The organism is Jiella mangrovi (assembly GCF_017815135.1).
In the GTDB taxonomy this organism is placed as follows: domain Bacteria; phylum Pseudomonadota; class Alphaproteobacteria; order Rhizobiales; family Rhizobiaceae; genus Jiella; species Jiella mangrovi.
In genome coordinates, this window is the sequence record NZ_JAGJCF010000017.1 from 95,393 (window position 1) to 116,198 (window position 20,806).

Annotated in this window: 16 protein-coding genes; 10 read left to right on the plus strand and 6 right to left on the minus strand. The window is 58.8% G+C overall.

The window, feature by feature from the left end; translation table 11 throughout:
• Window positions 1–252: 252 nt before the first annotated feature.
• Window positions 253–588: a DUF6634 family protein gene (locus tag J6595_RS18485; RefSeq protein ID WP_209596490.1), complete on the plus strand. Its 336-nt coding sequence runs from the start codon at window positions 253–255 to the stop codon at window positions 586–588.
• The gene (locus J6595_RS18490) at window positions 585–2,507 is read left to right on the plus strand and encodes an AAA family ATPase (RefSeq protein WP_209596491.1); all 1,923 of its coding nucleotides are present in this window, start codon (window positions 585–587) and stop codon (window positions 2,505–2,507) included. Before J6595_RS18485 ends, J6595_RS18490 begins: the two co-directional genes overlap by 4 nt.
• A 1,607-nt stretch (window positions 2,508–4,114) precedes the next feature.
• Here J6595_RS18490 and J6595_RS18495 read toward each other — a convergent pair.
• The 4 genes from J6595_RS18495 to J6595_RS18510 all read right to left on the minus strand — a co-directional run bounded on the left by J6595_RS18495 (window position 4,115) and on the right by J6595_RS18510 (window position 10,526).
• Window positions 4,115–6,457 (minus strand): putative bifunctional diguanylate cyclase/phosphodiesterase, encoded by a 2,343-nt coding sequence (locus tag J6595_RS18495; RefSeq protein ID WP_209596492.1) that lies wholly within the window; start codon window positions 6,455–6,457, stop codon window positions 4,115–4,117.
• A gap of 175 nt (window positions 6,458–6,632) precedes the next feature.
• The gene (locus J6595_RS18500) at window positions 6,633–6,968 is read right to left on the minus strand and encodes a cupredoxin domain-containing protein (RefSeq protein WP_342453245.1); all 336 of its coding nucleotides are present in this window, start codon (window positions 6,966–6,968) and stop codon (window positions 6,633–6,635) included.
• Between the two features lie 7 nt (window positions 6,969–6,975).
• Window positions 6,976–8,028, minus strand: a complete 1,053-nt coding sequence (locus J6595_RS18505; protein WP_209596493.1) for a catalase family peroxidase — start codon at window positions 8,026–8,028, stop codon at window positions 6,976–6,978.
• 353 nt (window positions 8,029–8,381) lie between these two features.
• Window positions 8,382–10,526, minus strand: coding sequence for a TonB-dependent siderophore receptor (locus J6595_RS18510; RefSeq protein ID WP_209596494.1), 2,145 nt, complete (start codon window positions 10,524–10,526; stop codon window positions 8,382–8,384).
• 286 nt (window positions 10,527–10,812) lie between these two features.
• Between J6595_RS18510 and J6595_RS18515 the strand changes: the two genes are divergently transcribed.
• The gene (locus tag J6595_RS18515; RefSeq protein ID WP_209596495.1) at window positions 10,813–11,793 is read left to right on the plus strand and encodes a helix-turn-helix transcriptional regulator; all 981 of its coding nucleotides are present in this window, start codon (window positions 10,813–10,815) and stop codon (window positions 11,791–11,793) included.
• A gap of 77 nt (window positions 11,794–11,870) precedes the next feature.
• Here the strand turns inward: J6595_RS18515 and J6595_RS18520 are convergent, their stop codons facing one another.
• A complete protein-coding gene (locus tag J6595_RS18520; RefSeq protein WP_209596496.1) occupies window positions 11,871–12,638 on the minus strand; it encodes a siderophore-interacting protein in 768 nt (255 codons plus the stop codon).
• 118 nt (window positions 12,639–12,756) lie between these two features.
• On the opposite strand from J6595_RS18520, the gene J6595_RS18525 reads away from it, so the two are divergent.
• The 6 genes from J6595_RS18525 (at window position 12,757) to J6595_RS18550 (ending at window position 18,587) form a co-directional block, all read left to right on the plus strand.
• Entirely contained in the window at window positions 12,757–13,563 is an 807-nt protein-coding gene (locus tag J6595_RS18525; RefSeq protein WP_209596497.1) for an alpha/beta hydrolase, read from the plus strand.
• 306 nt (window positions 13,564–13,869) lie between these two features.
• On the plus strand, window positions 13,870–14,796 hold the full coding sequence (locus J6595_RS18530; protein ID WP_209596538.1) for a siderophore ABC transporter substrate-binding protein: 927 nt from the start codon (window positions 13,870–13,872) through the stop codon (window positions 14,794–14,796).
• Between the two features lie 92 nt (window positions 14,797–14,888).
• Window positions 14,889–15,860: an ABC transporter permease gene (locus J6595_RS18535; protein WP_209596498.1), complete on the plus strand. Its 972-nt coding sequence runs from the start codon at window positions 14,889–14,891 to the stop codon at window positions 15,858–15,860.
• Complete coding sequence (locus J6595_RS18540) at window positions 15,853–16,836, plus strand: iron chelate uptake ABC transporter family permease subunit (RefSeq protein WP_209596500.1); 984 nt, start codon at window positions 15,853–15,855, stop codon at window positions 16,834–16,836. The genes J6595_RS18535 and J6595_RS18540 overlap by 8 nt, the downstream gene beginning before the upstream one ends.
• Window positions 16,833–17,591: an iron ABC transporter ATP-binding protein gene (locus J6595_RS18545; RefSeq protein WP_209596502.1), complete on the plus strand. Its 759-nt coding sequence runs from the start codon at window positions 16,833–16,835 to the stop codon at window positions 17,589–17,591. Before J6595_RS18540 ends, J6595_RS18545 begins: the two co-directional genes overlap by 4 nt.
• A 420-nt stretch (window positions 17,592–18,011) precedes the next feature.
• Complete coding sequence (locus J6595_RS18550) at window positions 18,012–18,587, plus strand: S1 family peptidase (RefSeq protein ID WP_209596504.1); 576 nt, start codon at window positions 18,012–18,014, stop codon at window positions 18,585–18,587.
• Here J6595_RS18550 and J6595_RS18555 read toward each other — a convergent pair.
• Window positions 18,584–19,771: an abortive infection family protein gene (locus J6595_RS18555; protein ID WP_245198815.1), complete on the minus strand. Its 1,188-nt coding sequence runs from the start codon at window positions 19,769–19,771 to the stop codon at window positions 18,584–18,586. The two genes, J6595_RS18550 and J6595_RS18555, sit on opposite strands and share 4 nt — an antisense overlap.
• A 379-nt stretch (window positions 19,772–20,150) precedes the next feature.
• On the opposite strand from J6595_RS18555, the gene J6595_RS18560 reads away from it, so the two are divergent.
• The gene (locus tag J6595_RS18560; protein ID WP_209596506.1) at window positions 20,151–20,783 is read left to right on the plus strand and encodes a tyrosine-type recombinase/integrase; all 633 of its coding nucleotides are present in this window, start codon (window positions 20,151–20,153) and stop codon (window positions 20,781–20,783) included.
• The last annotated feature ends 23 nt before the right edge of the window (window positions 20,784–20,806 follow it).

The following is a 20,806-nucleotide window of genomic DNA, read 5'->3' on the forward strand; positions in this document are numbered from 1 at the left end:
CCGCAACGACCAGATCGACAGCCATCGTTGAGCAGTCGCTTGATGAGGCTGCGACGCCGCGCCTCCTCCACCTCGACTCCGCCTTTTACGTCGCGGCCGCGCTACGCCTCGGACGTCGCTCGATCCCGCGATGGGAACGCAACCTATTGATCGTCAGCCTCGATCGGCTCACGGCCTGCGGCGATGCAACTGCCCCGCTGGTTCGTGAGTGGCTCGTCCGCCAACAGCCTGACAAGCATAGGAGCAACTGAGATGCCCAACTTTCCTTACAGCGCTCCCGGGATTCCGATCGGCAGTGAATGGATGGACATCGAGGCGCTCGAGCGCCTCGCCGCCGACCTGCGTCGTTATGGAGCCGCAGGCGCACCGACCGAAGCCGAACTGGCGGCCGCCCCGGTTATTTGCACACCACGCATCATTCCCGATCTCTCGGCTTTTCGGCTTGCCGGACAAGTCGTCGGTCATCCGCTCGTCGGTCCCGGACTCTCGATGACGTCCCGCATCTACGCCCTCGATCGCGCAGGCGGATGGGCGCGGAGCTATTCGCGGCTCTGGCGCATTGGTCGAGACCCGGGAGAGCTGCAATGAAGAAGCTGAGTAAGCTGGGCAAGGTTAGCCCCGTCCCCTCCCCCAATGTCTTGCTTGTCGGTGATTTCGATGTGCAAGATCCGGACGACAAAACATTCGATGAGAACAGCGCTTTTGGCTTCATCGGCACGCAGATCCGCTCTTACGTAGCTGACCTCGATGCCAAGACCAGAATTGTTCGTCTGGTCGCCGGGACGAATGTTATCGATTTCGTCCGATCGGTGTTTCCTGAAGCGATCTCCCGCACGGAGGGCCGCTTGCAGGACTTCGGCGCTATAGCCCGTCCAGAAGATATCTTGGGATCGTCTGCAATTGGTCGCGCATTTGTCCTTTGCAGTCCGGAGGAATTCCCACCGGTCCTCGAGGCGACGATCGAGATCGGCTGGAGCAACGATGACCTCATCAGGATCGCAGGCCGCCGTTTTGGCCAAGCGCCAAAGCCCATGGCCCGCGAAATCTATGCAGGCTCGGCGGACCTCATCCTCAGAACCGCAAGGTCCATCGAACAGTTTAATGATCTCGCGTCTCAATATGTACGATTCTGGGATAATGCCGACAACAACGGAGAGGAAGACCAGCAGAAGTTATCGAGGCGCGGTACAACAACCGCGGATCGTGCGGCCTTTTCTGGCCAGCATGTCGAACTCCATCGGCCCACAGGGCCACTTGTCTCACAGCTCCATGGATATGGCGAAGCCGCCTGCTGGGCACTCGATCTTTCGGCTGACATCGAGGCTTACAGGACCGGGAAAATCCAGTGGTCGGAGGTGGATCGCGGTTGCGTTCTTTATGGCCCTCCCGGCACTGGCAAATCGCAATTTGCCACGGCGCTGGCGGCGGAGTGCGCTGTTCCGGTGATCTACACCTCGTATGCCGCGTGGTCATCTGTCGGCGAAGGTCACCTGAGCTACGTTACGAAAGCGATCCGCGCCACTTTTACTGTTGCCGCCGAGAATGCGCCCTGCATCATCTTCATCGACGAGTTGGATACGATCGTTGGCCGCGGAAAGGGGCACAGCCAACGTGATGACTGGTGGACGACCATTACCACGACGCTGCTCGAACAGACGGACGGCGCGCTACGTACGGAAGGAGTCGTCGTCGTGGGAGCGACAAATCATATTGACTCGGTCGATACCGCAATGCTGCGGTCAGGGCGCCTCGACCGGTCTTTTCAGATTGGCCTGCCAGATGAGATGGCCCTTCTCGGCATCCTGCAAATGCATTTTGCGGAAGAGGCCATCGCTGCCGACGAAATTCAACTCGTCGCCACGGCTCTTGCCGGAACTGTCAGTGGCGCCGACGTAGCTCGACTGGCCCGAGAATGTCGCAGGATTGCTCGCAAAAACGCTCGGCCGGTTGATGCCGCGCTTGTTATTTCGCAGGCACTCCCGGCCGAGACACGATCACCTGGAATAGTTCGACGTATTGCCATTCATGAGGCGGGTCACGCAGTGCTCGGGTGGCTCGCCGGAGATACGGTTCATGCCGCATCGATCGTTTCGCAATCCGGCGTCGGAGGTTACGTCCGCCGCGAGGCCGCAGAGTTCGACCAGACTGCCGCTGGTCTGGACAAGCTCGTCATTCCTCTTCTCGGCGGTCGCGCTGCGGAACTCGTTATCCTTGGCGATAGCAGCACGGGCGCCGCATCCGATCTTGCCAGCGCTTCCCGAGTCATCGCGTCCGGGGAAAGCGGGGGATTGGGTTCGTGGCTTTCGTCTGGCGACGTCGACCGTCACGTCATCGAAAGGCGTCTGCGGCGACTCGAAGCAGAGGCCACGCTCCTTGTGACCAGACATAGGCGAGTGATCGAGGCGCTCGCAGATCGACTTATCGCAAAACGGGTGCTTTCGCGTGCGGCGATTGAAGACCTTCTCGCGAAGGTGCAACCCTCGAAGTCGCGCGATTTGGAACAGTGAGTCCTCGTTTTTAGGGAGAGAATGGGCTCCAATCTCGTATGTTTTGATCGGCCTCTTCGAGTCCCGATGCGTCATTCCGATGCCGAGGCCGAAAGTGAACCAACTCTCCCTCGCAACGCAGAGATCGCGTCTCCCGAACCAGACGACCGTCTGACAATCTCGCCGTCCGCAAGGGTTGCCGAACCAAGTCGAGCAGAGCAGCATGGGGAACCGCGACCGCCATGCTCGAACTCAATCCCGTTCGGCTATGCGCATAATGCCACTGCGCCGTCCGATCTGACGCATGACCGGCGAGTGCCGCTACCTCTACCGACGACATGGTCTGCTTCGCGGTCGCTAGTCCAACGTGCCTTGCAGTGTAAAGTGCTATCCGGGGAATTCCGAGCAGTCTGCACGCGCGGGCGATACGCGAAGCCAGCCTTGACCAGAGCCTGGACCAACTCCCGGCATGCCCCAGTGCGTCATGCAGACCGACAATTAGCCGGTCGACGCTGTCTAGAAAGTAGGGGCACTGATTGAGGATCGGCCCTAGATCGACGTCTCGTGTCGAGTCAATGCCGCGCCCGTTTGTAAATTTGGCACATTCAACTGAGAGTGAGCTGCCATATCGAGTTGCGGTTTCCCATTCGACGGGACGCAGTGCGATCCGGACATTGCATTTAAGATAGAGTCCCGCGATGCGGTCCAGAACCGTGCCACTTTCCAAGAAGTCGATGACTGCCTCCAGTTCTGTGAGGAGGACGCTCTGTCGCTTTCGCGCTGATGTCCGGGGCTTCGCCCATGCACGCCTCGCTTTTATGGCTTTAGGCGGAGCATCGAGTTTCTCAAACGCCGCCGCCATTCCCGAAATCGAAAGACAATAAGTGTCGACGGCACGCTCGACGGCGACCCGGAGCGCTGCTTGATACTGTCGTATCGTACTCTTCGACCAGCGGTCATCCTGGCCGCAAAACCACGAAATGGCGTCGCCAAGTCGAAACTCGGAGAGGTCAGGCGCCACGTCCCTTCTAGCCTGCCATGTCTCCTTGAACGCTTGCAGACGGAGTTGTTCCGCCCGCTTCAAATACGCTGTCTCCGTCTTTGCCGTTCGGGTCGGCGGTGGAATGTTCTCTCTGATCATCGGCGAACTCCTCGTTACACGACGAGGAAAAACCGATTCCTTGAAAGTCAAAAGCGTTTCGGAGTTCCTATCGATGATTCCGAGCCGCAAAATTCCGTTAGAGCTCTATCTGGGTTTTTGGACGCAGTTTTCTGCGGATCAAAGCCATCGGTTCCGCTACGAGCCGGGTCGGACCTATTTCGATGGGGAGCCCATTCGGGAAATCGGATCGGCAGCTACGCGCCCATGCCGGTCATCCGAGCACTCGACTTTCAATGCCAATAGCGGACATTCTGATCCTGACTTCTGACACCTTTGAAGTTCCGGAGAACCGTGTGTTCGCGAGCCGTGTCAAAATCGTCCGGTTCTGACACCTCATATGGCCGGCCTTTGGGACGACGTCCTCTTGGCTTCATCGTGACCGGCGGCGAGGCCTCAGACTACAAAATCGCTACCGATCTCCTGTCCACACTGGTCGGCAAACAGCTGCTAATGCTGGCTGTCAAAACTACGACGGCGAAGCCGTCCGAACCGACCTGTTCTTGTCCGCGGCATCCTCTGCCGATATCGGAAGGATTGATCGCTCCGCAGACAAGCGAAGGCCAACATCGATAATCAATCTTGCCAACTCCTCTTCCGGTTCCGGCCGGCTAAAGTAATATCCCTGCATTTCAGAGCAGCCCTCGTCCTGGAGGCGATGGCACTGTTCTAGCGTTTCTACTCCTTCTGCTATGACCGCGATATCCATCGCACGGCTCAGCCCGATGACGGCACGGATGATAGCCAGATTTTCTCGCGCCTCGATGCTCCGGACGAACGACTGATCAATTTTGATCTTATCGAAGGGAAACCGGCTGAGATAGCCGAGTGACGAATAGCCCGTCCCAAAATCATCCATCGAAATTGCGATGCCCAGATCGCGCAAAGCTTTGAGCGTTCGCAGAACAATTTCAGTTTCCTGAAGCAGTAAGGATTCTGTCACCTCAAGCTGGAGACGGCGCGGATCAAGTCCGGTCTTATTCAGAACGTCGCGGACGTCGGCAGCTAAGGTCCGGCTGCGAAACTGTACTGGGGACAGATTGACGGAGATCTTGAGGTCAGCCGGCCAATTCACCGCCTGCCGGCACGCGGTTTCCAACACCCAGAGCCCCATCCTGGCCATCAGACCACTTTCCTCGGCAACAGGAATGAATTCGCCGGGCGAGACAAGACCTCTTTCCGGGTGACGCCATCGCAGCAGGGCCTCAAAGCCGGAAACGACACGTCGAACTGTATCGACAAAGGGCTGATAAAACAGCTCGAGTTCATCGTTTTCAATTGCCGCGCGGAGATCGAGTTCCAGTGCGCGCCGAGCCTGCAGCCTTGCATCCATTTCCGCTTCAAAGAATCGATAGGTGCCGCGCCCCTCAACTTTGGCACGGTAGAGGGCAAGATCAGCGTTCTTGATCAGACCGTCGACATTGCTTTGCGCAGCCCCTTTTTCCAGCCGGCCAGGCAACATGATGCCGATACTGACGCCGACAGAAACCTGATGGGGTCCAATGGCGAAGGGCTCGTTCAGCGCGTTTATAATTCGTCGAGCCGTGCGTTCGGCCGCCTCTGCGGGATTAGCAGCTCGGAGAACGATAGAGAACTCATCACCCCCGACGCGTGCCACGAGGTCACCGTGATCAACTGAGGCCACAAGCCTCTCTGCCGTTGCTCGCAGAAGGGCGTCCCCGACAGGATGCCCCAGCGTGTCATTCACCGATTTGAAGCCATCCAGATCGAGGCAGAGAATTGCAGTCTGAGCGACAAGAGGACACTTCTGAAGAGTAGCCTCGAGCATCTCCCGGAGTTGTACACGATTGGGAAGATCCGTGAGCGTATCGTGCAACGCCATATGAGTGAGCTTTTGCTCGGCGCGATGACGCTCTGTCACATCTTCGAATGTATCGACCCAACCACCTCCTAGGACAGGTTGACGGGTCAGACAGATTATCCGGCCGTCGGATAATTCATGCATGAGCGCCGTATCCACGCTCCGAGAAAGCAGGTGCTGAATGTCGGGATCGTCAAAGGCCTCTCCTGCTGATCGTCCAATCTCCAAGTTCCCAAACATGTCGACAAGTTGCTTGTTATAGACGACAAGCCTTTCGTTCTCATCGAACATGCAAAGCCCCTGAGACATGTTGTTCAGGGCGGCTTCGAATCTGGCGCCCTGCAGTGCAATTTTCCCATCGTACCGGTTTGCCTGCGATTTCATCAGATCCCCGATATGCGCAATCTTCTCCGCGATACTTTCCTGCATGGTAGCAAGGGCAGACAAAAGGATTGCGGTTTCGTCCTTGCCGTGAGGCACTATCAAATTATCAAGCTTCCCTCCTGCGATTGAGCGGGCAACTCCCACAGCCCTGTTCAGCGGCGGCACGATCGCATGCGCAAGGGAGAGCGAGATAAGGATGGCAGTGGCAACCGCGAAAACCAGCATCACCCGGACACGAAGGACGGAACTGTCGATCAGGTTGCCAATGTCTTTACGGAAGCGAAACCCGTCACCGGCAAATATCTCGACGGCGACATCGAACGACGCATCGAGTTCACTCAATTCGCGAAGAAACGTCAGCCGCGGCAATGCATCGACGCGCTTCTCAAGATTCTCAAGTTTGAAACGTATCTCGGCCGTCTTCCGCTTTCCGGACTCGGAGAGAGCACGTGCCCAGGCTACATCGACGTCTGCAAGAATATCGGATAGCGCATTCGTCGCGCTCTGTGACAGACCTTCTGGCGCATTCGACTGAGTGGCGGAAGCGAGAGCGACATCCTTTTCCAAAGTCACGAGCGAGTTCTGCGCCGAACGTAGATAGCTCATCGATAGAAGCGCTTCATCGTAGATTAGCGCTGCCAAGGTTCCGACCTGGCGTTGAGAATATTGAGAAAAAGTGCCAAGCGCGATTGTTACGAGTGTTAATCCGAGACAGCCGGCAAATAGCTTAAACCTAAGCGACAAGATGGTTGCCTTTACGCAACTGAACACCGGGCGAATTCTATTTTTCAACACTTACGTCGAGACCCATGCGGGGATGAATTCCGCACCTTACGGTGAAGTGTCCGGGAACCGGGAATTCTACATCAAGCTCCTCACCGGGGCCTTTCTCGTCTGAGTCAAAACTAAAGTCTTTGGACTCGACATAGATCTGGTGCAGAAATTCATCCTCGTTGGTAAAGCGGATTATCTCACCTACGTTTAAAGAGACTTCCGAGCGATCAAAGTTTCGCTTGATCTGACGAACGACAACATGTGACGTTCCGTGAGCAGCGAGGGCCAGCTGGACGCCAAATCCACAACAGAAGGCGGCGATCACGATATGGAAAGGAGCCACTATACACCTACTGGGAGGCGAGGTGCGCCGCCTGATCGCCGCTTCGCCGGCGATGAGACACCCGGTAGGCGCGGGTACGGGAGATCAGCATGGGGTCATCTGACGGAGCGATACCGCCGACTAAACTGAGCGGCGTAAAAAGGATGTCACGCTGGCGCTGCTTCTGATTGGCCCCGACAGCCGTCAGCTCCAGAATACCTAATTGAACAAATCTACGGCTCCTGGGCCAGGGAAAGGAGCCATCCGTTAAAGAGTCTCCGGCCTCAGCCAATTGCACCCTCAGCGCGAAGCGGATGGGACCGTTCCGCAAGCGTGCCTGCACCTCCGAAAACAGATAATCAGGCTTCTCGGCCGCGGCTTGTGCATCCGTCAAATGCGCTTCTCCCGCAAGAGGTGCGAAGTAATATTTCCCGAAATGCGAGACTCCCTCGGCATTCTTGAAGTTGAAAGCATTGACTCCGAAATAACTTTCCGACGCAAAGCTCAAAGGTGCCGGCTTCGGCGCATCGACGAACAGCCTGGCTGCAGGATGACTTGCGACATGCGTCGCAAATTGTTCCGGACCACTGCCAAGAGCAGTGAGAAACGCCAGAAACTCTTCGGGTGTTGCGGCAGGAAAGCCGTTGTACGAATGGGCAACAATGTCAGTCGACCCCCCGTCAGACAGCATGAACTTCACAGCCATTCCCTTGGGATTGGCTTCGGGTGCGTTGTCTGCGATTGTGGGAACCCCTGCAAAATCGGAGAAACGCACCACGATCGGCACGGACGCGCCTTGAAGGTGAATAGCGCGGCTTAACTGGGCAGCATGGGGGTCAGGCACGAACCGGCCTTCGAGAAGGATGCCTTTGGCATGCACCGATCGAAAGCTTGGGTGGGGGCCGCCGAAGAGCCTATCGAACGCGTCGACAATCGCCTTTGCAACGACAGTCGGACTGGACACGGACCCCGCCAAAGCGCTGCGCGGCGAACTTACTGTAAGTCCGAACACCAGCAGCGAGAATGCGCAAGCACCGTAGGCTGCTTTTCGTACATGTTGAGACCATAGGACGGGTGACATGGACGTTTCCGAAATACAATGTCAGTTATCGGAATACTCGCATGGTGGCCTTAACGTTGTGTAACGGATAGAACTTCCCGCGACCCCAGATTGTTAGCTGTACCCCGTGTCACGAAGTCGCACACCAACTGAGCCGTAGCGAGCGTAGCATTATGCCGAAGGCAGGGCGTTGCCGTTGTTGTTCGTCCTGACTTCCGTTTGAGCCCACTCTCGTAGTGGAAGGGTGCTCTACCTCTACTCGTCTGTGGAACCCGCGACGTTTCGGCCGTCGCAAGTAAAACCATATTTGGTTCTGAGGTAATCAGTCGGATAGGCTGTGCAGCATCTTGGCTGCCTAGCCAACAGATCAATCCTTAGAACTGCGCCTTGACCGACAGCATGGCGTTGCGTTCTTCGCCGTAGAAATTGAAGACCGACGTACTCCCGACGCGGGCGTAGTATTTCTCGTCGAACAGGTTATTGATCTGCAATTTTGCAGAGAGATTCTCGTTGAATTCGTAGCCGAGTTTCAGATCGACCACTTCGTAGCCAGGCGCCTCGATGGTGGTCAAGCCGCTGACGGCTGAGAAGTCGCTATAGATCTTGACGCCGCCACCGATCGACAGCCCATCCCACCAAGCGTCGGCATCGCGGAACGTGTAGTCGGTCCAGATTTGCACCTGATGTTCGGGAGTGTAGGGACTGAATACCGAGCCGGCGCTGCTGCCGTTGAGATATTTGGTCTCGGTGTAGGTGTAGCCGGCCTGAACCTGCCAGTCCGGCAGGAGTTCGCCCGAAACTTCGAATTCGACTCCCTTGGACTCGACCTCCCCGAGCGCCTCGTAGATGCCTGCGGTGTTCTGCAGGGCCCGGTTCTCTTCGCGAAAATTGAAGTAGGCGAGCGTCCCGTTGAGCGCTCCGTCAAAGAACTCGCCTTTGAAGCCAAGTTCGTATTGATCACCTTGACGCGGGTCGAGCAGATCGCCGTTGGCGTCGAAATAGGTCTGGGGTTGGAAGATCTCCGTATAGCTTGCATAGGTGGAGATCTGATCAGTAAGATCGACCACGGCGCCGAGGTAAGGCGTGAAATGGTTGTCGATCTTGATCTCGTCGTCAGTTCCGCCGCTTAGGAGATTCTCTGTCGACGAATCGTACCAGCTCACGCGGCCGCCACCGATCAGCGTGAGGCGCTCGATCGGCTTGATGCGCAACTGACCGTAGATGCCCGTCTGCTCTTGGTCGCTATCGGTCTGACTAGTGTAATCAACCGTCGGCTCGGCGATCGCCGAAGCGTTCCAGTCGTAGAGATTGTAGGTGCCAGAGCTTACTCCCGAAGCGGCAAGAAGCGTCGTGTCGATCTTGCGGTAGTCGGCGCCGATGAGGACATTGTGCTCCTGGCCGAACAGCATGAACGGCTTGGAGACGAAGGCGTCGAGCGCGAGCGACGTTTCGTCGAAGTCTCTGGCGATATAGCGGATGCCGTTGACATTGCCGTTCTGGTCGGCTGAGCTTCCTGCCCAACCATAGAGGAAATCGGCATCGCGATCCGAATAGCGTAGCGCAACCCGGGCATGACCGCCGTCGTCGAACTTGTGCTCCACCTCGGCGATGTAGTCGTCAACGGAGTTGTCGAAGCGGTTCCAATCCGCACCTGTGTAGGTCGAGCGGTCGAGATCAATCAGCGTGCCGTCGGAATAGGTCGGCAGACCGTTATATGGCGTGATGTCCCGCTCCAGGTGGCTGACGGAGAAGGTCGCGGTGGTCTGTTCCGTTACGTCGATCGAGACCGTCCCGTATGCGACACCGTTCTCGTTGTCGACGACGTCGACCATATTGTTGCCGGTCTGATAGGCACCGACAATACGCCCGCGGATCGTTCCCGCCTCGTTGAGCGGACCGCCAGCGTCGAGTTCGGCCCGCTTGGTGTCCCAGGAGCCGTACTGTGTCTCGACATAGCCCCGCCAGACGTCGGGCGCCTTCTTCAGCGCCATGTTGATCGCTCCAGCGGGCTCGCCGGATCCTCCGAACAGGCCGGAAGGCCCCCTCAGGATCTCGATGTGGTCGACAATGGCAAGGTCGGGCTGAGTGCCGTAGACACTCGAAAGCGGAGCGGGCAGTCCGTCGAAGTATAAGGAATCGAACTCGTAGCCTCTGGAGAAGATGCTGGAGCGTCCATTGTCGTTATTGAGGACGACAATGCCCGGTGTCTCGCGCATCGCAGTGTCAAGCGAGGTGTAGCCGCTGTCCTCGATCCGCGCCCGGGTAAGGACCGTTGTCGTCTGTGGGATCTCTCGCGGTGAGCGGGCTTCCTTCTCGCCGACACTGATAAGGTCTGTCGTGTAGCTTTCGGTTCCCTCAGTTGTGTAGCTTGAGCCTTGGACCGTGACGGTGTCGAGCTCAATCGTCGGATCAGCTTCCTGCGCGGCGCTTGCGCCGATCCAGCTCCCACTCGCGATGCTCGTTGTGACGAGCAATCCCAAAATTCTCTGGCGGTCAGGCCGCTGTTTGAAGTCGGTCATTTTATATCCCCTCGCACTCTAAGACGGTTCGGACCGGATGGGGGCCTTGCACCGTCTCACTAAAACCTGTCATTTGAAGTCATGTTTTACGAGAAAGCCGATGGCGGGACGAGCGTGGGTCGTTTGCGGACGTGTCAAAGAGTTTTGAAGTTGGTGCAACGGCATCGCTGCGGCGAACATGGCGTGATTGTGTTGCTTTGATGACACGGCCAAGCTCCATGAATAAACCAGCCCGTCGATTGCAGTTCGGATTCACCATGAGACAGTGTCTAGGACGATGATGGGTATGGCCTTCGATCTCGACGATGAAACCATTGCGGCCAGTCGCCTCGCCGATGCGTCCACCCTCGTCGGGAATGGGTTTGCCTGGCGGCGTAGCGGCGAAGCAGGCGACGGAGCCGCTCTGAAGGGGCACTACCAGTTGACCGAACTGCGGCCAGGTCTCGTGCTGCATGCCTCCGATACGACCGAACTCGTCGATCTTGAGACGTGCATCGAGCAACGGCCCGGCGTTACCTTCTATCTTTTTCTGCAAGGGGCGGTCGACGCGGCGATCGACGACTGTCCGATCATGCCGGCCAGCGAAGGTGATGGCGGATGCATGCGGGCCGCCGTGATGGCGCGCACCGGACCGACGCGGTTCAGACGGCATTCGCGCCGAGGCGAGCATCTGCGTAAGGTCAACGTGACGATATCCCATGAATGGCTGGCCGATTGCGGCCTTGCGGACTCCTCGCACGCGCCGCGCATCGCCGGATTCTGCAAGACCCATCTCGCACGACACGGCTGGCGTCCAAGCAACAGCATGATCGCGATCGGCGAACAGATTTTGCGGCCTCCATCATACGAACCCGCATTGCAACGGCTGTATCTGGAGAGCCGTGCGTTGGAACTCATCTCAGAGGGTTTCGGCCAGCTCGACGCCAGGCGTGCCTGCTGGGCGACCGGCCACGTCGGCTCCCGTGACCTGCACCGGATGCGACGGATCGAGGAGTATTTGCGCGAACTCTCCAATCCGACCCTCGACGAAATCGCCGCCGCCACCGGAACCAGCGTCAGCACGCTGCAGAGGCTGTTCCAGTCCGTTCATGGCATGAGCGCCTTCGACTATATCCGGCGACGCAATCTGAACCGCGCTCGCCGCGCCATCGAGCACGAGGGGCTGAGCGTCGCGGAAGCCGCGCATGTCGCAGGCTACCGGAGCGCCGCCAATTTTTCGACGGCGTTCAAGCGACATTTCGGCATGTCCCCGAAGAGCGTGCGATAGGCGAGCAGGCTGTCGCAGCCGTGACAGCGCGGCGACGGCCCTATCCACTGCGTTATCAAAGCCCAAACCATCGAGAATCAGTCCTCGAACTTCTCCGTCGTATTTGCCTTGCCGCGGACCCAGTAGCCAGACGCTTTGAACCAGCCTTTCGGGTGACCTCGCTCTTGGAGAATGACCTGGCGGAGCGCACGCACAACGGACGCCTCGGCAGCGATCCAGACGAAGCAATCCGGTTCGATCTCGATGTCGCGTAGCGCGTCAAGCAGCAATTCGGGATTGTCGGCGCGCTCGAGCGGACGGTGGATCCAGTGCGCATCAAGATCGGCAGACGTCTCGAAGCTCTGCTCGTCGGCACGTTCCGGCACCGTGACGAGGCTGACGATCGAAACGTCCGGTCCGGCCTCTTCAATACGCCGGCCGATCGCCGGCAGTGCAGTCTCGTCTCCAATCAGCAGGAAGCGCCTGACGCTCTCTTCGACCACAAGCGAGCTCCGGGGACCGGCGATCATCAGCTCGTCGCCAACCTTCGCCGACAACGCCCAGGCAGTAGCCGGGCCGGCCTCGTGAACGGCGAAATCAAGGGTTAGCTCGTTGCGCGCGTGGTCGTAGCGTCGCGGAGTGTAGTCCCGTCGCTCCCCTTCCGCTCCGTCTTTGTCCGCAACGAAAAGCTTTACATGATCGTCTGCCCCAGCGCTTGTGAAGCCGCGAAGCTCGTCGCCGTTAAGGACGATCCTCAGCATCGCTGGGCTCAGCCGCTCGGAGGAAACGACCGACAGCCGGCGGCGGTGCAACTCGTGGCGCAGACGCCGGGTCGGAGAAACCGCTGCTGACTCGTGCAGATTCATGTCCTAATGTCCTTTTTGGATACTTTCCGATCGGCCTCAGTTTCGCAATTGCGATACCTCCCGACATATGCTGAGCGCAAGGATCAACATATATCGGGCCCGATGGCCGAGGCTTGGGATGCGCCAGGAAACCGAACTGAGCTTTACCGGGCGCTCCTATCGCGTCATGCTTCGCCGGATCGGGACATGGCGGCCTCTCGGACCGGCCAGCTTCATCCTCGATGCCGATCAGTTCTTCGACACGGCGGAAGAGATCGCATTGACAGAGGGCTCCCCCAGGCTTCTGGTCGGCATTGGTCTGCCGGAGTTCGAACGGCAGGCCCGTATCCTGCGTCGATATTTCGAACTCACCGATACGGCCGGGACCGAGACGTTTTCACTTCGGCAAGGTCTCCCTGTTCCGCAGACAGGAGGCGAACGCCTGTTCGCAGGCTTTCTGCAGAATCGGCTGATGCCGTTTCTTGCCGATCAGGCTCCGGTAGCAGCGGAATCAAGTGCAATATTCGGCCACTCTCTGGCTGGCCTCTTCGTGCTGCGGGCCTTTCTACGTCGAGACCTGCCCATTGCCAAATACTTCGCCGCTGATCCCGCCGTCTGGTGGAACCGCCACCGGTTGATGCAGGAACTCAACGAGACCCTGGCGCAATTCCCCGACAGTCCTGCCATCGATACGCGGCGCCTGACGATACTCGCGGCCGGTCGCAGGCACCCGCGCGCCGAACTTCCTACGACAGAGCGGAACAAACTTGAAGCGGTCCGCGCAGGGCCGAACGGGATCGACTTCGGAACACGGCTTGCCGATGCGGGCCATCGCTATGTCGCCACGTTCCTTCTCCCCGAGGAAACACATGGCTCAATGGTAAGGCCCGCGCTCCGCCGGTTCTTCGCAAGGCCGGCCAGGCACGACGAGAACGATAGACCCTAGTAAGAGTTGCAGGCACCGCTCTACGCTTCCTGGTCTTGCTACCGGTCGGTTTGGCAGATCGGCCTGCCTGCCCAGCGTTGTGTATCGCGTGAAACACGATCCCTTGCGCATCCAACGAACGGCGAATGGTTTGTTGCCGAGCCGACCCGGTCTAAACGGTGGGTCGGCTTGAGATGCGTAGCCAAAATATTGACACTTTTTATCAAGTATTGCGATGACCGCCCCCACGAGAACTGTTTTCCGCGAATAGGACTGACCATGCTTCCGACCATTCTTCGCACTGATGTAAGAAAGGCCTCGGCGTTGATGCGCAAAGCGTCTCGCTGGCTCGCTGCTGCGAGCTTGGTCGGGCTTCTCGCTAGCCCACCGGCCTATGCGCAGGACAATGCTAGTGGAACGGTCAAAGTCGAGACCGCGACCGGCGAACAAAGCGTTCCCCACGCGCCGAAGACGGTCGTCGCCTACGATCTGGCCACGCTTGATACGCTCGATGCGCTCGGCATCGACGTCGCGGGCGCACCGACGGCTCCTTATCCGGAGTACCTGTCGAAATATTCCGGCGACGACGTCGACAAGGTCGGATCGCTGTTCGAGGCGGATCTCGAAATCGTTGCAGCGTTGCAGCCGGACCTTGTCATCACCGGCGGGCGTTCGAGCAGCCAGACCGAGGCGCTTTCTCAGATCGCGCCGACCATCGACATGTCGGTCGACCAGACCGACTTCCTGAACTCCGCTCTGGCGCGGGCCCGCGCGCTCGGCGTGATCTTCGACGAAACGTCGGAAGTCGAATTGCGAATCGCGAAGCTCGAGAGCTCGATCGCGACCTTGAAGGACAGGGCGAAGAACCAAGGCAAGGGCCTGATCGTGCTCACCACCGGCAACCGGATGAGCGCCTTCGGGCCGGGTTCGCGATTCGGCCTCCTCCACGGCGCGTTCGGGGTTGAGCCGGCTGACAACAATCTGGACGTCTCCAACCATGGCGAGGCGATCTCCTTCGAATATATCGCCAAGAACAACCCCGACTGGCTTTTCGTCATCGATCGCGACGCGGCGATCGGCCGGGGTGCTGCCGCCACTATGCTCGAAAACGAACTCGTCGAGAACACCACTGCCTGGAAGAGTGGTCACGTTGTCTATCTCGACCCCGCCACCTGGTATCTTTCCAGCGCCGGCCTTACAGCCCTGCAGCGCAATGTCGACCAGCTGTCCACGCTTTTCGCAAAGGCCGAGTGAGCATGGCATAAGCCACGCCGAATGAACCCGCCGCCGGGGCTGGCAACTGCTGCCCGGCGCCTGCGGCAAACGCTTCGCAGACCGAGCCGACCATGTCAGATCGCCACATTCTGAGCCTTGGCTGCCTGGGCCTCGTCCTGCTCTTCGTCGCGAGTCTCTTCATCGGCGCCGGCGATCTCTCCTTCCGGACGATCGCGAACGGGGAAATGGACGGCGAAGCATTGCGTCTTCTTCTCGTCAGTCGCCTGCCCCGAACCGTCGCGGCGATGCTTGCCGGTGCCAGCCTCGCCGTTGCAGGGCTTCTGATGCAGATGCTGTCGTCGAACCGTTTCGTCGAACCCTCGACGATCGGCACGACCGAGGCCGCCGGGCTTGGCATGGTGGTGGTCACGCTGCTCGCGCCGGGGGCACTCATCTTCGTCAAGGCGCTAGTTGCAGCCGGTTTCGCAATTGCCGGCACGGCGGTCTTTCTTATCCTCATTCGCCGGCTGCGGCTGAAGAGCGGCCTGCTCGTCCCGCTGGTCGGACTGGTTCTCGCCGGCATCATTCAGGCGGCCGCCCATTTCGTCGCCTATCGGGCCGATCTCCTGCAATCGCTCGGTGCCTGGAGCAGCGGCGACTTCTCGATGGTTCTGCAGGGCCGTTACGAGCTTCTGTGGATCGGCGCCATGCTCGGTTCGGTCGCGCTGATCGCCGCCGATCGCTTTACCCTCGCCGGTCTCGGGCGAGACGTCAGCGTCAATCTCGGCCTCGCCTATGAGCGCGTGGTCGCCCTCGGTCTCGTCATTGTCTCGGCAATTGCCGCAGTGACCGTCGCGACCATCGGATCGATCCCCTTCGTCGGCCTCGTAGTACCCAATCTCGTCACCATGACAATGGGCGACAACGGTCGCCGTATCGTCCCGTTCGTCGCCCTGTGGGGCGCTATCCTCGTCCTCGGTTGCGACGTCCTCGGCCGTCTCCTGCGCTACCCTTACGAGATACCGGTGAGCGTCATCATGGGCGTCGCAGGTTCGGCGCTGTTCCTGATGCTCTTGGCAAGGCGGAGAACGGCCCATGGCTGACGTCGCCGCATCGCAGCGGCGCGGCGAATTAGGAACGGCGCGACCGCTTATTCTCCTCGCGCTCCTCGCGCTTTCGTGCTGCGCGATATTCTTGACAATCGGCGCGCAGGGCAACTGGTCCTTCGTGCTGCCCATCCGCGCTCCGAAGCTCGTGGCGATGATCCTCGTCGGCCATGCCATTGCCTTCTCGACGGTCGTCTTTCAGACGCTGTCGGGCAACCGGATCCTCACCCCCTCGATCATGGGCGTCGACGCGCTGTACGGCCTAATCCAGACCCTCACCGTATTCTTCGCCGGAATGCTCTTTGCGGCCAACAGCAATTCGATGACGCTGTTCCTTGTCCAGACGATGGCGATGATCGGCTTTGCTCTCGCGCTTTATGGTACGCTGCTCGGCCGCGGTGCGCGAGATCTCTACAAGCTGCTGTTGATCGGCGTCATCGTAGGAGTGCTTTTCCGCTCGCTTTCTGGTTTCCTGCAGAGACTAATCGATCCGAACGCTTTCGTCGTCCTACAGGACAGGCTCTATGCGAGCTTCAACACGGTCGAGACCGAGCTTTTGACCGTGGCTGCAATCTTAATCGGCCTCGTCACGCTGGCCTTTTGGCGCCTGTTGCCGCAACTCGACGTGCTCGCTCTCGGCCGCGATACCGCAACATCGCTCGGGGTCGATCCGGTGGCTCTAATGCGGCTCAGCCTCGGCCTGATCGCCGTCCTCGTTTCGGTCTCGACCGCGCTCGTCGGTCCGGTCACGTTCTTCGGCCTGCTCGTGGCGAGCCTCGCGGTCTCTCTCGTCGGATCGAGACGGCACGCGGAAACTCTTCTCGCCGCTTCGCTGATCGCGGTGATCTGTCTCGTCGGGGGGCAGACGCTTCTCGAACGCCTGCTTCACTTCGATACGGCGCTCGGCATCGTCATCGAGTTTGTCGGAGGGCTCGTCTTCCTTGCCATTGTTCTGAAAAGGGGAATCCGGTGATCGAAGCTTCGGCTCTGACCAAGCTCTATGGCGACAGCCGGGTCGTCGACCGGGTCTCGCTGACGCTCGACCAGCCGGGCGTGACCGCGATTATCGGGCCAAACGGGGCCGGTAAATCGACGCTGCTCTCGATGATCGCGAGGTTGTTGCCGATCGACAAGGGAAGGGCATTCATCGACGGGCTGGACGTCACGCGGACGAAAGGGTCCGAGCTGGCGCGACGCATCGCCGTTTTAAAGCAGGAGAACGGCTTGCTCGCGCGGTTGACGGTGCGCGACCTGATCGGGTTCGGACGTTTCCCCCATTCGCGCGGCCGCCTGACCGCAGCCGACCGCGCAAAGGTCGACGAGGCCATTTCCTTCCTCGACCTTACGCCGCTGTCCGACCGCTTTCTCGACGAACTCTCGGGCGGACAAAGGCAGCGCGCCTTCGTCGCCATGGTGCTTGCGCAGGACACCCCGGCGATCCTGCTCGACGAACCCTTGAACAATCTCGACATCCGCCACGCTGTGGCGATGATGCGTCTCGTGCGAAAGGCGGCCGACGATCTGGGCAAGATCATCGTCGTCGTCCTGCACGACATCAATTTCGCCAGCTGTTACGCCGACCGCATCATCGCCATGCAAGAAGGCCGCATCGTTGTCGACGGACCCGCGGCCGCTGTGGTGACGGAAGAGACTGTCGAGGCCGTGTTCGGGCTGCCCGTAATGGTGCGTGAGATAGAGGGGCAAAGGACCTGCCTGTTTCGGCGGTAACCCGCAAACGCGAACACAGCATACGGGTTGGGCTTTCCCACGCGGCTGCGGTCCAACAAATGCTCGAACGCCCGAACGAATAAACGTCTTACGCTGTAGCAGTTCTCCCGAGGCATGGTGTCTGAGCTATTGAGACAGTGCCGCAGAAGGGGGACGGGCGCATCGTCACTGGCGTGAAAATCAATTCAGGGCTGAACGTTGACCGCCGTTACGTCCGCGACATCCGCGCGAAGCTCAGCTCGATAGAGCGACATGGGCTCGAAGCCTCGCAAGTAACATATGCTTCAAAAGGTGGCAAAGGTGATATCGGCTCTCACATTCGCGGAAAGACTGCATACGTCGGCCATTTGAAGGGGTTGGCGGACCCATTCGCTAGGTCCTTGGCTTTGCGATACAATCGGAGCTTCGCAGATTCATCCCGTGAAGATCACACCGACTGCCAGTGAGCAGCGGGATAGGTCGGTTTGGATCGTCGAGCATTCCGGGAATGGAGGTGAGCAGGGTACCGCCTTTTTCCTGAGTGGTGTTGGCCTCGTTACGGCTGCTCATTGCGTGGAGGATCCGGAGGATCTGCTCGTCTATCATCAAAGCACCCCCTCGAACCAAGCCAAGGTTTCGGTTCGCAAGCGATGCGAGCATCACGATTTGGCAATTCTCGATCACGCGATTAGTTCGAATGAGTTCTTCGAACTTGAAGCGGCGACGGCAGCGGTAGCGGTTGGTGATGACGTCATCGCCTACGGTTATCCGGGATATGGGCCTGGTGATCGTCTGAACATTCGAGAAGGAAAGGTTACGTCCCTCCCTCGCAAGCACGCGATCGATCGATCGATCGATCGAGTAGAGGTGTTGCAAGAACTCAGTCAAGGCATGTCTGGAGGTCCCGTACTGGATGCCCGGGGCAAGGTTGTCGGCGTCATTCACAAGGGTGGGCCGAACGAGGGGCGCCAGATCGCAACCGCGATCCACGAGTTGAAGAAGTGGGCGGCAAGCTAGAGGGCGCCCTTTCTTGCAGCCCATGTCGAAACCAGAAATGTTGCCATCGTGCCGGACAGATTGACGGCGAGCTGAGCATGTCGGGCCGCAGGCTTTACCTTTTTTGGCCCCGGGCTGTGAGCGTCACTGATCTTGTTGCGCAGCGATCCCAACGACTCGACGACCGACTGGCAGCTTCCTAGAATCTGCTTGAAAACAGGTTCCGTGTGGCCGTCCGGAGCCAGATTCAGAATTTTCGCTAATTTCCGATAGAGGACTGGCAGGTCATCCTTCTCCTCATACGTCTCGCCGGCTTCGATGATGATCCACTTGCACACATCCTCAAGCAGCGTCCTGGCCAGTGTGATCGCCCCTGCGGGATCGGTATCCCGACGGTCTAGCGCCTGAGTCCATCTGGCGTGCACCGTGTCCGGGTCGAAGTCGGCGAGCGCCTGCGAGATCGCGTCATCCGAGGGACTGCCGATGGCTGCTGGCTGCACCTCGTAAACGGGACTGCCTGAAAGTCGCCGGACAATGATCAGCCGATAGCCGTCATGGCGCAGGTGCTCATTGATAGCCGCCGCGAGATCGGTTTGAACCTCACGTGATTGCGTGAGAGGGCTGGTTACTTCCTCCAGAAAGCGGAAGAATTGCTTTTGCGAGCTCGTCAGATAGCCCACGGCTTCCAACGTCTCCCGGTTATTCCAGTCGTTGTTCCGGACGATGGCGTTGAGGAGATCGTCATCCAACGTCGCTTCAGAACGGTTGTTGGAGAATGAAGAGACGACCGATGGCATATTGGTTGTCGGCCAAACGCGGCGGATGAAGTCAATATCTTCGAACTCGGTGCTGTACGGCCGCTTATCGAAAAGCGCCATGATGCGGCGACGAGTGAGCTCGGAGACTGCGGCCTTCCCCGCTTCTTGCAGCTTGGCTAAGGCCTCGGCCACCTCGAAGGAGTCGACCTCTTCAAGAAGGCGTTGAGCGATGGGGATTAGCTCCGCTGCCGATTTCTCGATCAGTCGCCGCTCTGCATACTTGAATTTGCTCTTGAATGATTCATCGCGATCCCCGTCTCGCAGTTGAAGACGTCTGCAGAGGGACGGCACCTCGTTGGCGCTGAAATCGGATATCGCACCAGCCAATGCATTTCTAACCTGCTTGACTGCCACGGTCGGATACTGCTGCGCTGCTTGCTGTTTCAAACCCCGGTACCCTTTCCCCCCTAATTTACACGCAATCTCGGCCATCGTGCCAGTGAGGAGCACTCCAAATACTCTATTCCTTTGTTCTATTTTTGTTCTACACCCGCGTTCGTACCGGCTCTCGCAAGCAAGCCTGCATAAGCCGATGCAATCTCCGTAATTCGGTAGCGGCCATGACGCCGTCTGGTTGCGCCCTCAAGCAGCAACGGCAGCTTTCGGAAGATCGCTGGTAATCTCGAACGACCGCACCGGCGCGGTTTCCGAATGGCAGCTCTCCGCGAATCTCTTCCGGAAGCCGACGGTCAGCTTTCGGCCCTTCGATCGTTGGGCAAAACTCTCGATCTTTTCTTTCGGCCATTCCGGCCGATGGAGAAGGACGATGGGATATTCGGAGTATGATCCGGCGGGTAAAGCTCGTCGAGCATGGAAGGCAGGCCGAACAGTTGGCGCGAAACGACCCCTGAAGCCGCAGCAGGTGTGGGGGATCCGCTTTTGGCTCGATCGCGAAGGACGGATTCGAGACCGAGCGCTGTTCGATCTCGCGATCGACAGCAAACTTCGAGGCTGCGATGTCGTGAAGATAAAGATCGGCGATCTGACGTCGGGTGGACGGATCCGAACGCGAGCGATCGTCGTGCAGCAGAAGACAAAACGGCCGGTCCAGTTCGAACTGCTCGAACCTGCCCGGTCGAGTCTTCTGATTTGGCTGGAACTTCGAGGCGGGACGATCGACGATTACGCCTTTCCGAGCCGGATCGACAGAATGGACCATCTCAGCACCCGGCAGTACGCCCGTTTGGTCGACGAGTGGGTAACCGCGATCGGCCTTCGGCAGGAGGACTATGGTACGCATTCGCTTCGTCGGACGAAAGCGTCGATCATCTACAAAGCGACCGGTAATCTGCGAGCGGTTCAGATCCTTCTCGGTCATACGAAGATCGAGAGCACCGTTCGATATCTCGGCGTCGAAGTCGAAGACGCGTTGACGCTCGCTGAAGGGACTGAGGTGTAAGACCGATCGTCATAAGGGTAGGA

Bases quoted from the DNA above. Each gene is read 5' to 3' on its own strand.
- J6595_RS18485 (WP_209596490.1), top strand. From the start codon at position 253: ATGCCCAACTTTCCTTACAGCGCTCCCGGGATTCCGATCGGCAGTGAA.
- J6595_RS18490 (WP_209596491.1), top strand. From the start codon at position 585: ATGAAGAAGCTGAGTAAGCTGGGCAAGGTTAGCCCCGTCCCCTCCCCC.
- J6595_RS18495 (WP_209596492.1), bottom strand. From the start codon at position 6,457: ATGAGCTATCTACGTTCGGCGCAGAACTCGCTCGTGACTTTGGAAAAG.
- J6595_RS18505 (WP_209596493.1), bottom strand. From the start codon at position 8,028: ATGTCACCCGTCCTATGGTCTCAACATGTACGAAAAGCAGCCTACGGT.
- J6595_RS18510 (WP_209596494.1), bottom strand. From the start codon at position 10,526: ATGACCGACTTCAAACAGCGGCCTGACCGCCAGAGAATTTTGGGATTG.
- J6595_RS18515 (WP_209596495.1), top strand. From the start codon at position 10,813: ATGGCCTTCGATCTCGACGATGAAACCATTGCGGCCAGTCGCCTCGCC.
- J6595_RS18520 (WP_209596496.1), bottom strand. From the start codon at position 12,638: ATGAATCTGCACGAGTCAGCAGCGGTTTCTCCGACCCGGCGTCTGCGC.
- J6595_RS18525 (WP_209596497.1), top strand. From the start codon at position 12,757: ATGCGCCAGGAAACCGAACTGAGCTTTACCGGGCGCTCCTATCGCGTC.
- J6595_RS18530 (WP_209596538.1), top strand. From the start codon at position 13,870: ATGCGCAAAGCGTCTCGCTGGCTCGCTGCTGCGAGCTTGGTCGGGCTT.
- J6595_RS18535 (WP_209596498.1), top strand. From the start codon at position 14,889: ATGTCAGATCGCCACATTCTGAGCCTTGGCTGCCTGGGCCTCGTCCTG.
- J6595_RS18540 (WP_209596500.1), top strand. From the start codon at position 15,853: ATGGCTGACGTCGCCGCATCGCAGCGGCGCGGCGAATTAGGAACGGCG.
- J6595_RS18560 (WP_209596506.1), top strand. From the start codon at position 20,151: ATGGGATATTCGGAGTATGATCCGGCGGGTAAAGCTCGTCGAGCATGG.